General features: G+C 43.1%; 11 protein-coding genes. 8 read left to right on the top strand and 3 right to left on the bottom strand.

The window, feature by feature from the left end:
* Positions 1-7 precede the first annotated feature (7 nt).
* The gene (locus N4597_RS00950) at positions 8-2998 is read left to right on the top strand and encodes a sulfatase-like hydrolase/transferase (protein WP_260904191.1); all 2991 of its coding nucleotides are present in this window, start codon (positions 8-10) and stop codon (positions 2996-2998) included.
* 261 nt (positions 2999-3259) lie between these two features.
* Here the strand turns inward: N4597_RS00950 and N4597_RS00955 are convergent, their stop codons facing one another.
* From N4597_RS00955 to N4597_RS00965, 3 genes are all read right to left on the bottom strand, one after another.
* Positions 3260-5107 (bottom strand): heavy metal translocating P-type ATPase, encoded by a 1848-nt coding sequence (locus tag N4597_RS00955; protein WP_260904192.1) that lies wholly within the window; start codon positions 5105-5107, stop codon positions 3260-3262.
* A gap of 190 nt (positions 5108-5297) precedes the next feature.
* Positions 5298-6179: an Rpn family recombination-promoting nuclease/putative transposase gene (locus N4597_RS00960; RefSeq protein ID WP_260904193.1), complete on the bottom strand. Its 882-nt coding sequence runs from the start codon at positions 6177-6179 to the stop codon at positions 5298-5300.
* Between the two features lie 160 nt (positions 6180-6339).
* Positions 6340-7206: a DegV family protein gene (locus N4597_RS00965; protein WP_172573218.1), complete on the bottom strand. Its 867-nt coding sequence runs from the start codon at positions 7204-7206 to the stop codon at positions 6340-6342.
* A gap of 168 nt (positions 7207-7374) precedes the next feature.
* Between N4597_RS00965 and N4597_RS00970 the strand changes: the two genes are divergently transcribed.
* The 7 genes from N4597_RS00970 to cysK all read left to right on the top strand — a co-directional run bounded on the left by N4597_RS00970 (position 7375) and on the right by cysK (position 12223).
* Positions 7375-8199: a Cof-type HAD-IIB family hydrolase gene (locus N4597_RS00970; protein ID WP_094131145.1), complete on the top strand. Its 825-nt coding sequence runs from the start codon at positions 7375-7377 to the stop codon at positions 8197-8199.
* 119 nt (positions 8200-8318) lie between these two features.
* Positions 8319-8639, top strand: a complete 321-nt coding sequence (gene trxA / locus N4597_RS00975) for a thioredoxin (RefSeq protein WP_260904194.1) — start codon at positions 8319-8321, stop codon at positions 8637-8639.
* Positions 8639-9013: a fluoride efflux transporter FluC gene (locus N4597_RS00980; protein ID WP_260904195.1), complete on the top strand. Its 375-nt coding sequence runs from the start codon at positions 8639-8641 to the stop codon at positions 9011-9013. Before trxA ends, N4597_RS00980 begins: the two co-directional genes overlap by 1 nt.
* Positions 9010-9351 (top strand): fluoride efflux transporter FluC, encoded by a 342-nt coding sequence (locus tag N4597_RS00985; protein WP_056976669.1) that lies wholly within the window; start codon positions 9010-9012, stop codon positions 9349-9351. The genes N4597_RS00980 and N4597_RS00985 overlap by 4 nt, the downstream gene beginning before the upstream one ends.
* A 40-nt stretch (positions 9352-9391) precedes the next feature.
* Positions 9392-10267 (top strand): DegV family protein, encoded by an 876-nt coding sequence (locus tag N4597_RS00990; RefSeq protein WP_260904196.1) that lies wholly within the window; start codon positions 9392-9394, stop codon positions 10265-10267.
* A gap of 171 nt (positions 10268-10438) precedes the next feature.
* The gene (locus tag N4597_RS00995; protein ID WP_260904201.1) at positions 10439-11272 is read left to right on the top strand and encodes a homoserine O-succinyltransferase; all 834 of its coding nucleotides are present in this window, start codon (positions 10439-10441) and stop codon (positions 11270-11272) included.
* Positions 11273-11293: 21 nt separating this feature from the next.
* Positions 11294-12223 (top strand): cysteine synthase A, encoded by a 930-nt coding sequence (gene cysK, locus N4597_RS01000; RefSeq protein ID WP_056976666.1) that lies wholly within the window; start codon positions 11294-11296, stop codon positions 12221-12223.
* The last annotated feature ends 85 nt before the right edge of the window (positions 12224-12308 follow it).

Raw genomic sequence — 12308 nt, forward strand, 5'->3', positions numbered from 1 at the left:
AGTTGCAATGGCACAAAAAATAAAATTAGTCCTATCAACTGCTTTAGTAGTCCTGTTAACAGGACTACTTCTGTTTAGTCAGCAATACTGGCAGTTAGATCTGGCAGATTTGAATTTAACAAAACATGTAACAACTGAATACAATCAATTAGTACTATTCAAAGGGGTAACCTTTTTAGGAAAAAACCTTTTTTTAGTTATGCTAGGATTTTTATTAGGTAATGAGACTAACTTGAGGTATGTTAGGGCTATTAAGTTATGGCTAGCAACGGTTGTAACTAGTCTGGCTTTACAAGTAGTGGCTCTCTATCTCAATGATAGCTTTAGTGTGAGTGATTTATATAACTCACTTTTACCAGTGCTAAGAAATACCTATCCGTTAGCCTCAGGGGTTCTTATTGGTCTTTGTTGTTTAAAAAAGGCCGATGAGTATTTCTTAAAACTAAGTTGGAAACAAATTCTAGTAATTGTAATTATAATGACGGGACTACCAACTATTTTTGGACAAGATCCGTTTGGAATATGGAATGGAACTGGCCTAACGTTTGGTTTAGTGATGTTTCTAGTTGGAGCCGTTATTGCTAAGAAACCAGTGGAAATTAAAGCTTGGCTAGCGTTAGCTATCTCTTTAATAGCAGGAATTTTCTACTTACTATTAAACTACTGGATGCCATATATTTCCCATGATATCCATGGTGATTATTCAACGGCAGGCCGTTTCTTGAATAATGGTGCTTTGCCAGCGGTTATATTTGCTGTATTCATGGGAATGGCAATATTACCTTATGTTAAGGGAATGAAACGAAGTTGGCGATTAGTTCTGGCTAATTTTGCTTATGTTGGGCTACTATTAGCGACCAATAATGTCATTTTAGCAGTAACTAAGGCTCAGCTCGATAAGAAATATCCTAATACGGCTAGCCTCATTAAGGCACATGCTGCGTTTAGTCAAAGCATGCATCAGTTAGGTTGGTTGATTATAGCAACGTTAATTTTAAGTGCTTTAGCTTACCTTCCTGTTAACAGAAGTCTAGAGAAAAACTGGACTAACTTTGATTTAGTTAATGTTTTGCGTACTGTTAGAAATTGGAGTCGGAAAAACAAGCGTTACTTATGGGGAATTTTAGGGGCAATTATCCTATCATATAGTTCCTTCCTCTTCGTAAGTCCTAACTTTAAGATTACACTTAATATGGGCCCAACTTATAGTGCCTGGCATTATATTTTCTTAGCCCGTCCAATGATGATTTGGCTCAACGCCTTAATCATCATTGCCTTGTGGGGTATCATTTTTGGCTTGACTAATCGCTACTGGCTATCGACACTGGGAGTGGCGATTAGTATGCTGGTGCTCTTTGTGACGGAAAATATTAAGGTCGGGATTAGAAATGAACCAATTTTACCGTCTGAAATTGTGATGCTTAAGGCGATTAATGAGCTCTTGCATATGGCAACGACGCCTGTCTTGGTTGGAGGGGCCGTTGGACTAGGCTTGGGAATTGGCTTGATTGTTTATATGGAGCGTAAGTACCCTCAACCGGGAACTAAATGGATAACGCGTTTAATTTTGATAGTTGTTTCTTGCCTCTTCTTTAGCTCCAGCCTCCTCTTGAACCATAACAAGGGTAAGGTGCATACCGTTTCACTAGCCTTGGGCAACGATCCAACTTTTTATAACCAGCTTCTAGGCGCCCAACAGAATGGACCGCTCTTGCAGTTCCTAGATAACGTTGACACCCAGGTGATGGAAAAGCCGGCAGATTATTCTCAAGCTAAGATGGCAGAGCTTGCTAATAAGTATAACGCTTTAGCGCAAAAGCTTAACCAGACTAGGACGAATAATTGGCAAGACCAAAGCATTATCTTTAGTTTGAGTGAAAGCTTTGCTGACCCTAACCGCGTTCCGGGAGTAAGTTTAGCCCATAATCCGATTAAGCAAATTCAAGGCATAATGGCTAAGAATACCTCGGGGTTGATGCTTAGTTCTGGTTATGGCGGGGGTACCGCTAATATTGAGTATATGAGTTTGACAGGGTTAACGGTGGCCAACTTCTCAGCGACCTTACCGACCCCATATACTCAGCTGGTTCCTTTCCAAAAGCAGGCTTGGAGTTTTAATCAGCTCTTTGCTAAGTCAGCCGCGATTCACCCCTATGAAGGGGTCTTTTATAGTCGACCAACGACCTATAAGAAGTTTGGCTTTGAACGCTTCTATCACCTTGGTAGCAAGTATAAGATTACAGACCAAGAAACGATTGACCGCAGTCCTTACTTAGACGACAAGACGGCTTTTGCTAACACCTTGCGGGTTTTAAAGGAACGGGGGAACGGCCAGTTTATCAACCTAGTTTCGATGCAAAATCACTTCCCGTATGATAAGGGATATTATGATGGGACCAAGAAATATCGTGCTACTGGTTCAGCGGTCACAGATGAGACCACGGCCGACATGATTGCGGATTTTGCGACCGGCTTGAGTTATACAGATAAAGCGGTGGCTAATTTTATTAAGCAAATTGATAAGTTGAACCGACCGGTAACGATTGTTTTCTATGGTGATCACCTGCCAGGGATTTACAGTGGGAATAACATGAAAAAAGATGGGGTGGTCTTGCACGAAACTGACTACTTCATTTACTCAAATAAGTATGCTAGAAAACACAGAGCTAAGACTAAGTTAGCTAAGGCTACCGGATTAGTAGCTCCAAACGATTTTCCGGCGATGGTGGCTGAACAAACCAACTCGAAAGTTAACGGTTACTTAGCACTGTTAACTAAGGTTAAAGATGAGTTACCAGCCATGTCGACCAATCCCAAGATGAATGCAACTAACAACTATAATACGATGGTTAGTTTTGTGACTAAGCAGGGAAAGATTTTAAAACCTGAGCAGTTAACTAAACAGCAACAGGAACTGTATCATGACTACCAGTTAGTACAGTATGATATGACTGCCGGGAAACAATATTTGTTGAAGAATAAGGATTTTAGTAAATAACAATGAAGATTGGATTACATGCAGTTGCATGTGGTCCTTTTTTATAATAAACAAAAAACCCCGTGGAAACCACGGGGCAAAAAGGAATAGGTACAACTATTAACTAGGGGATAATAGTTGCCTTTTCATTTACTTATAGGGGGAGTAAATGAAAAAGTTGTTTTACTAGGTACTCTTACAATATAACGTTTCTTTAGGTGAAAATCAAGTTAAGAAAATTATAAGTTAGTAAAACATTATTTAAACTATTAGTTATTTAAGCTAGCTCAACTTGGTTTTGTAGTGATGCTTTTTGGTAACATCCACTTGTTGTTCGTGCGAGTAACGTGCCTTAAGGGCCCAAAGGATTGAAACCGTATCAACAACTTCTTGGAACATGGCCCCAATGAAGGCGGGGATAAGCCCACTAGAAGCGATTAACATTAGACCTAAGCAGATGAAAATCCCGATTAAGACAGACTGGCGGGCAATACGCATGGTGTCTTGGGAGATAATAACAGCCTTGGCAACCTTGGAGAGGTCGTCTTTTAAAATGACGACATCGGCTGATTCGCTGGCTGCACTAGAGCCATGGGCCCCCATGGCAATCCCAACGTCGGCTGTAGCTAAGGAAGGGGCGTCGTTAACCCCGTCACCCACCATAAAGACAGGGTGGTCGCTATGAGGGACCGCCTTTAGGGCCGCGATTTTATCTTGCGGTAGGAGGTCGGCTTGAACGTTGGTTAAGCCAGTTTGGTTAGCCACTTTAGTTGCAATTGCTTTTTGATCGCCGGTTAACATCATGAGGTGGCTAACTCCAAGCTTTTGGAGGGTAGTCATTGTTTCAGCTGCTTCGGGTCTAATATGGTCGATGAAGAGGACGTAGCCCCAAAGTTTGCCTGCAACAGATAAGTAAATGGCGGTTTGTTGTGGTTTGTCAATCTTGCTGTCAGGGGCCACGAAACTTAGCTTACCAACCAATACTTTTTGACCAGCGACCATGGCGCTAACCCCCTTACCGGTTACCTCGGAAAGGCTGTCGGTGGCAACCCCATCAATACCGTGATCATCTGCGTAGGCCACAATGGAGCGGGCTAAAATGTGGTTTGACTCGGTTTCAACACCAGCTATCATGGCAAGTAAATCTTCTTCCTTAACACCAGCTAAGGTTACGACCTTATCAACGGAGAGTTGACCACTAGTGATTGTTCCAGTTTTATCGAAGGCGCCGGTTTTAGCACGGGCCAACTTTTCTAGGACGTCCCCGGTCTTAACCACAATCCCGTTTCTGGAAGCGCGACTCATGCCAGAAACCATGGCAACAGGAGCAGCCAAGATTAAAGGACATGGTGAAGCTACAACTAGCACCTCAGCAAAACGAACTGGATCTTTGGATAAGTACCAGGCGATACCGGCAATAACGTAGGCAGCCAGGGTGAAAGGTACCGCGTAGCGGTCGGCTAGGCGCACGAACTTAGACGGTGTTTTTTCGGCTTCCTTAACTAATTTAACTAATTGTTGGTACTGGCTATCAATGGCTAGTTTGTCGACTTGAATGGTAACCGAAGCATCCCCGTTTAATGAACCGGACATCAAGCTATCGCCAACCCGCTTATTAAGTGGGCGGGACTCCCCGGTCAGTGAGGATTCGTCGAAGAAACTTTCTCCTTTGACGATGTGGCTATCAACAGGAACCAATTCACCAGGGCGAACAAGCAGTTTGTCACCAACTAAAACTTCGTCGACGGCTAGGTCCACTACGTCATCATCTACCAACTTATGGGCAATTTGTGGGGAGTTATCAAGTAGGGCCTTTAACTCCGAGTTGGCTTTTTTCGCAGCGTAGTCTTCAAGCGAGTCACCGCCAACTAACATAACTAAGATGACCATGGCGGCCCAGTATTCACTAACGGCTAGGGTGGCAACGACCGCAGTGATTGCCAACAGGTCAACACCATAGCTTCCGGATTTTAGGGTGCCAATCATTTCAATAAACATCTGGAGGGCAATAACAGCCCCCACGACGGTTACTAAGATTTGGGCGTAAAGTTGTAAATTTAAACCATACTGAAGGATTAAGGCGACCAGGCCAATCCCTAGGATGGTCCATAGTTTGGTTAAATGTCTCATGGTAAGAACCCCCTTAAAGATTATTGATATCTTTCATGTTTATTATAACACTGGGGATAATTGTTTTAAATTAGAAAAATTACAAAATAATAATTAGAATGATTTGTGATTTTTATTCTTGTTTTGGAATAATAGTATTTTTTAAAAAGGAATAAAAAAGCGTGACTAAAATTTAGTCACGCTGGTAGCTTTACTTGTAGTATTTGGTTAACATCTTATCGGCAAAGTCTGCGTCAAAAAAATCAATTAAATCTGCTCTTAGCGACTCATAGTCTTGCTCAGTAGATATGGCTTTTTTGATTAACTGCTGTGCAAATTTCTCCTGCATAGTTGCTGTTACTTCTGCTGTTACCCTATCTGTCACTGCAATCGTATTTTGTTCCACTGCATAATCTACACGGTCTTGAACCCAATCTTTTACTAACATATAACGATCCCTCCAGTCGTTTCTTCTTTTAGCTAACTTTACTGCGTACTTAACTTCCCTAACAAAATCCGTTCTTCCTGCGAGCCGACCGGCAACTAGGTCGAAGAAGTCTTGTAATTCCTCACTACAGCCGGTCATGTCCCCGTAGGGGTTAAGAATTAAGGAGACAAACCCATCCTTAAATTTAAGCTCATTGACTCCGTTTGGCACCAAATTGACCTCGTAAAATGAATTGCCTAGCCGGTACCAATCAAATAAACAGATGAAAATCACATAGGTTTTGGGAATATCACCGTAACTTTCTCGGGGATAGAGGCGCTCCGTAATCATGGTGGAGTGGTAATATAAGATGCGCTGCATCAGATACTTCGGCCGGATGGTTTGCATCTCAATATCAAACATTTCGCCACCTTCCCCGTAGGCGGAAATGTCTAGACGGATGTCCTTAGCATCGAGATTGGCACTAAGCCCATCCTGGGAGCGAACGTAGACCCGTTTAATCTTTAGCTGGGGTAAGGCGGCCTTAATCAGATGTAAACACAACTGGGGTTGGGCCATTACCTTACTAAAAATGTAGTCGTTACTGATATCCGACTGCTCCCACTCCTCTAAGAACTGGCGCCGTCTATTTTTGTAATGTTTCATGGAAACATCTCCTTTAGTTATTATATAAGAAAGCCATCTGAGATGGTATCAAAATGACCTTTCATTATAGATATACGCAAAAAAAGGCGGATTTGTTTTTTTCTTAACAAAACTGTAATAAAAAACATCCAAGCCCCAAAGCTTGGATGAAAAAGATTAGTTATTGATTGTCAGCAGGTTCTTCCTTGCTAGCGAGGGTGATAACACCGACTGCGTTAAGCCCGGTATGGGTCATAATCACGGGGCTAGTTAATTCACGTAAGCCACTAAAGGCCGCATCTGCTGGTAAGATAAGGTCATTTAACTTTTGTAAGAAGTCAGCGTCAGTTCCAACATTGGATAAACCGAGCGCCTTAATTGGATTATTAAGGTGGCGTTCGGCAATTTCTTTAGCGTGTTTTAAGAACAACTTCTTGCTGCGCCCCTTTGAGTAAACGTCTAGGCTGTTATCGCGTAAGCGGACGATGATTTTTAGGTTAATCAACTTAGTTAACATGCCCGCCATTTTGCTAACGCGTCCACCTGCTACTAAGCAATCAAGGTTATCAATTAAAACGTCGATGGTAGTCCGCTTATGAATATCTTGGCAGTGGGCGATGATTTCTTCGAGCGACTTACCGGCTTGAATATCTTTGGCAGCAGCTAAGACCTGGAAGGCGAGCCCGCGGTCAGTAGACTTACTGTTGATAACCGTTACCTTAGTATCGGTCATTGTGGCTGCCGTTTTAGCAGTTTCATAGGTCCCACTGAGAACATCTGACATCATAATTGCCAAGACTTCACTACCGTCTTTACCTAATTCGTTATAGGCTTCAACGAAGCGGCCCATAGCTGGTTGGCTAGTTTTGGGAATATTTCCTTGGCGTAAGTGTTCAACCAATTCTTGGCGGCTGATATCTTCACCATCAACGTAACTTTTACCATCAACTTCGACTGAAAGGGGGACGATGGTGATGTGGTATTTTTCAACTTCTTCAGCGGTTAATTGGATAGATGAGTCAGTTAAGAGTTTGAGCGTCGCTGTCATAAAAATGGCTCCTTAAATTCATAAATTTCATAATCAAGTATATTATAAACCCGCTAGTTTGGAAATCCAAGTTATTTAGACTGTAAGTCTAGTTGCTTTTCGTTGATTTGTTGGTACAAGTATGCTATATTGATTTTTATGAAAACGATTTAGAAAGAGTGGGTTAGTATGTATAAATTAGTTACTTGTGATATGGATGAAACTTTACTAAGTGATGACCGGATCATCACTCCTAAAACGGTTGCGGCTATTAAGGCAGCCAGTGCACAAGGAGTTTACTTTGTTCCTAATACAGGCCGGAATTTTCTCACGATTCAAGATAACCTAGCCACCCTAGGACTTAAGCAACAAAAAGGCCAATACGTTATTTCCTTTAATGGAGGGGCAATTGTTGAAAATGCGGGCCCTAAAGTTTTAACAACCCAGGCTTTAGACTTTGAAATTGCTAAGAAATTGTGGCAACTTGGGATGGACCGGGGGTACTGCGTGCATGTCTACACGGTTGATAAGCTTTATATTTGGAATCCATCCCAAACTGATGCAGCCTATTTAACTGGCCGGGTTGCCGGTTGGGAATTGCCGCAGGAAGCCATTGACATCTTAGCAACCACTCCGATTGTTAAGGTGCTTTATGAAGTCTTAGATGAACAAAAACGGCTTGAGGTAAAAGCAACTGTAAACGCTGAAATTGATGCTAGCCTAAACATTACCTTCTCATCTGACCGCTATGTCGAATTTAACGATCAAGCGGCCACAAAGGGGGCAGCCGTTTTGAAACTAGGGGAAATGCTCGGAATTAAGCGCGAGGAAATTATTGCGATTGGGGATAACGGCAACGATTTATCCATGATTGAAGCTTGTGGCTTAGGAGTAAGTATGGCTAATGGACGTGACTTCTTGAAGGCCAAGGCTCAATATGTTACCCAAAATGATAATAATCACGATGGGGTAGCAGAGGTTATTGAAAAATTTATTTTAAATCCAGCAGACTAAGTGCGAACAACCCGTATTTCTTGTTAAGCAAGGGGGACGGGTTTTTTAGTTGGTAAGATTATAAAAACTATGGTAAGTTATGGTAGTTATCAATATTATGTGAGAAGGGTTTGATTAAAATGGCAAAAAATTTATCCGCAAGTAACATCGAAGTAGAAACACAATCAGGTTTGACTTTGGTAGATTTTTGGGCAGAGTGGTGTGGGCCTTGCCGCATGATGAATCCTGTGTTAGAGGCGTTAGAAAAGAAGTACCAGGGGCAAATCAAGTTTGCCAAGGTTAACGTTGATGCTAACCAAGCCTTGGCCCAAGATTATCAAATTATGAGTATCCCCGCGCTGATTTTATTCAAAGACGGGGTGGCCAAGGAAAAAGTAGTGGGCTATAAACCACAAGAGGCAATGGAAAAGTATTTAGACAGTAAGTTGGCAGAAAAATAATGAAACTAACTAACCTACTCAGTGTTGCTTTCTTTGCCTTTGTTGGTGGTAATTTACGTTACTTAATTGGGCAAGCGTTGGGGTTAGTCGGCACGCTTAGTGTTAACTTAGGTGGTTGCTTTTTGTTGGCCTTTTTAACCTACTATCTATTCGACAGACACCACGTTCCAGGCTGGTTAACAACCGGACTAGGAACCGGCTTAATTGGGGCCTTTACCACCTTTTCGACCTTTAGCTTGGAACTAGGTAAGTTACTTTTGGCCCACGCATGGGGGGCAGCTAGTGCTTACTTTGTGTTTTCTAGTGTCGGGGGCTTAACCTTAGTTTGGTTAGGCTACCTCCTAGCCCAAAGATTAAGGGGGCTAAACAGATGATGCTAGTCGGAACAGGGGCTGCCTTAGGAGCATGTCTAAGGTACCTAGTAACAACCTTAATTAAAAGGCACTCACACTTTAACTTTCCCTGGGCAACGCTATTGATTAACCTAAGCGGGGCTTTTTGCTTAGGCTTCTTGACTGGAAGTCAGATGGTTAACCCCTTTTTAGGGGCAGGATTTATGGGGGGGTTTACTACTTTTTCTACCTTTAATACCGAGGTCTTTGCCCTAGGTGATGGGGGACTAAAAACTTTAGCCGTACTGTACCTGGTTATTAGTTACCTTGGGGGGCTGGCTTTAGCCTTAGCCGGCTTGTTTTTGGGAAAAACGTGTTAAAATAGCATAGTAGACTAATAGAAAGTGAAGGTAAGCAGGGATGCAGATAGCACTTTTAACGGATAGTGCGGCTGGATTAGAACCGCAGCTGCTTAAGAAATATCAGGTCAAGGTAATCCCGGTACCACTAGAAATCAATGGCGTCCGTTATTATGAGGACCGGGACTTGAACCTAGAACAATACCGGGACATGCTTGCAGATAAGCTAGTAGGAAGTATCGCTCAGGTTCGGGTGGCTGAACTTGTAAAGAACTTAGAGCAACTGGTGGCACAAGGATATGATACCGTCCTAGGAATATGTCCTGCCGGCGGCCTAAGCACACTTGCCACCCACCTCCAGGCTTGTAGCGGTCAAATTGCTGGGCTAACTATTCATGCTTTTGACACGCAAACAATTGGGCGCCTACAAGGGCAGTTTGTTGAAGCGAGTGCAGAAATGATTGCCAGGGGTGATGATATACAGACTATCTTGCGAAAGCTGGGCCGGATGCGCCGCCAGCTGCAAACGTTTATAGCCCTCACCGACTTGAAGAGCCTTCAAAAACAGGGCTACGTTTCAAATGGCAAGTCATTTTTAAGTAAGAAAATCTTACCGTTACAGACTCTAGGTGAGATTAACGAACAGGGACAATTTGAAGTGTTCAATACCAAGCGCCGGGCCAAGAATGCCTATGCGGAGCTTCAAAGTTGGATTTATACTAACTACGATGCGCTTGAAGACCGGATGCAGATTACTATCGTGGGTGATTACGATAACGAAGCCTTTCGTGATTACTGGGTGCCTAATTTAAGGCAAGACTTCCCCAAGGCTAAGTTAGAATTTGCCCAAATGGGGGTGGCAACTGCGCTTACTTTTGGGCTAAACAGCATCTTAGTTAGTTGGGGTCCGCGCTGGCAAGAGTTCTTAACGGAATAAAGCTTGGAAAACTATTTCTTAAAGAGAAAATTTTTAGGAAATAGTTTTTTTAAATTAAGCAAGTCAGTCCAAGGGTAAACGCTTGCGTAGACTGGGAGAGGTCTTGTATAATAAAAACCGTGTACAAAAAGTAAGCAGATTAATTTTAACATTAAGGAGTTAGTTTTTTTCATGGCAAGCAGTAGTCCACTTAAAATTGGAATTCTTAATATTATGCACGACAAGGTTGATACGAAAAAGAGGTTTGACTACGTGCTAACCAGGGCGCAAATGCCGGTGGAATTAAAGTACTTCTATCCTAAGGATCACTATCAAGATAGGCCGGTTCCGCCGGAAGTAAGCGCAATGGCGGCTCCGCTAGAATTGGAGGAAGTTGCCAAGTTAGATGCTTTCATTGTGACTGGGGCTCCGATTGAAAAGCTAGCTTTTAGTGAAGTAACCTATATGGCTGAGTTACATGAGCTGTTCGCTTTTTTAGAAGCTAAGCAGATTTGTCAGCTGTATGTTTGCTTCGGGGCGATGGCGGCTGCCAACTACTTTTATGGAATAGAAAAGCACCTCCTAGCCCAAAAGCTATTTGGAATCTATCCCCAAGTCATCGTTAATGACTCACCTTTGCTTGCCGGATTAACTCCTGGCTTTTTGGCACCACATGCGCGCTATGCGGAATTAAGTTTAGCTCAGATTAAGCGCACCCCTGAGTTAAGGTTACTTGCAACGACGGCAAAAGACGAGCTCTTTGCGATGGAGAGTAGTGATGGCCTACAGGCGTATCTTTTCTCCCACCTAGAATATGAAGGTGACGCCTTACTAAAAGAGTATCAGCGGGAGCTAGCGGCTTATCCAGACCAGGCCCAAACCTTGGCCCGGCCGCAAAATTACTTTGCCCAGCCCGCAAGTATGCAAGGACCCTTGTTTAAGTGGCAAGAAGCGCAGCAAGCATTTTTTGCCAACTGGCTTCAATTAGTGGCGCGGCATGTTAGAGTAAGTGTAACGAATAAGTAAAAAGTGAAAGAAGGCTATACTATGGATAAAATCTATGATTCAGTAACAGAATTAATTGGACACACTCCGATTGTAAAATTAAATAACCTAGTCCCTGAAGATGCAGCTGATGTCTACGTTAAGTTAGAGTTCTTCAATCCGGCTGGTTCCGTTAAGGATCGGATTGCTTTGGCAATGATTGAAGATGCTGAAAAGGCTGGTAAGCTAACTCCTGGCGGGACGATTATCGAACCAACCTCAGGTAACACCGGGATTGGGTTAGCCGCAGTTGGGGCAGCTAAGGGCTACCAAGTAATTATTGTGATGCCAGAAACCATGAGCTTGGAACGGCGGAAGTTAATGCAAGGCTACGGGGCCAAGCTAATCTTGACTCCAGGAGCCGATGGAATGAAGGGGTCGATTGCTAAGGCTAGCCAGTTGGCTAAAGATAATGGCTACTTTATGCCCATGCAGTTTGAAAATCCAGCTAACCCGACTGTCCATGAAGAAACAACTGGTCAAGAGATTTTAGCAGCCTTTGACGGTAAGTTAGATGCCTTTGTAGCAGGGGTTGGAACTGGGGGAACCTTGACCGGGGTAGGGCACGCCTTAAAGGTAGCCGACAAGAATATTCAAGTTTATGCCCTGGAACCAGCTGAATCCCCCCTCCTAAAAGAAGGTAAGGGTGGTAAGCACAAGATTCAAGGGATTTCTGCTGGCTTTATCCCAGAAGTTTTAGACAGAGAAATCTACGATGACGTCCTTGAAGTGGCTAGTGACGATGCCATTAACATGGCCCGTCAAGTTGCCTACAAGGAAGGGTTCTTACCAGGAATTTCTGCCGGTGCCAATATTTATGGGGCCATTGAAGTGGCGAAGAAGTTAGGTAAGGGTAAGAAGGTTGTAACGCTTGCTCCCGATGGTGGTGACCGTTACCTTTCAACCGACTTATTTGCAGGTTATGAAGGCTAATAACTGACTCATGGCCCTGTCTCAAATTTTGGGGGCATTATTTTTAAGGGATTCTAAGAAAGTCGTGGCTTTTCTAGAATCCTTT

The sequence above is a fragment of the Ligilactobacillus agilis genome, from assembly GCF_025311475.1.
Taxonomy (GTDB): domain Bacteria; phylum Bacillota; class Bacilli; order Lactobacillales; family Lactobacillaceae; genus Ligilactobacillus; species Ligilactobacillus agilis.

Excerpts from the sequence above, each read along its gene's own strand:
- cysK (WP_056976666.1), top strand. The coding sequence starts at position 11,294 with ATGGATAAAATCTATGATTCAGTAACAGAATTAATTGGACACACTCCG.
- N4597_RS00985 (WP_056976669.1), top strand. The coding sequence starts at position 9,010 with ATGATGCTAGTCGGAACAGGGGCTGCCTTAGGAGCATGTCTAAGGTAC.
- N4597_RS00990 (WP_260904196.1), top strand. The coding sequence starts at position 9,392 with ATGCAGATAGCACTTTTAACGGATAGTGCGGCTGGATTAGAACCGCAG.
- N4597_RS00980 (WP_260904195.1), top strand. The coding sequence starts at position 8,639 with ATGAAACTAACTAACCTACTCAGTGTTGCTTTCTTTGCCTTTGTTGGT.
- trxA (WP_260904194.1), top strand. The coding sequence starts at position 8,319 with ATGGCAAAAAATTTATCCGCAAGTAACATCGAAGTAGAAACACAATCA.
- N4597_RS00960 (WP_260904193.1), bottom strand. The coding sequence starts at position 6,179 with ATGAAACATTACAAAAATAGACGGCGCCAGTTCTTAGAGGAGTGGGAG.
- N4597_RS00970 (WP_094131145.1), top strand. The coding sequence starts at position 7,375 with ATGTATAAATTAGTTACTTGTGATATGGATGAAACTTTACTAAGTGAT.
- N4597_RS00995 (WP_260904201.1), top strand. The coding sequence starts at position 10,439 with ATGGCAAGCAGTAGTCCACTTAAAATTGGAATTCTTAATATTATGCAC.
- N4597_RS00950 (WP_260904191.1), top strand. The coding sequence starts at position 8 with ATGGCACAAAAAATAAAATTAGTCCTATCAACTGCTTTAGTAGTCCTG.
- N4597_RS00965 (WP_172573218.1), bottom strand. The coding sequence starts at position 7,206 with ATGACAGCGACGCTCAAACTCTTAACTGACTCATCTATCCAATTAACC.
- N4597_RS00955 (WP_260904192.1), bottom strand. The coding sequence starts at position 5,107 with ATGAGACATTTAACCAAACTATGGACCATCCTAGGGATTGGCCTGGTC.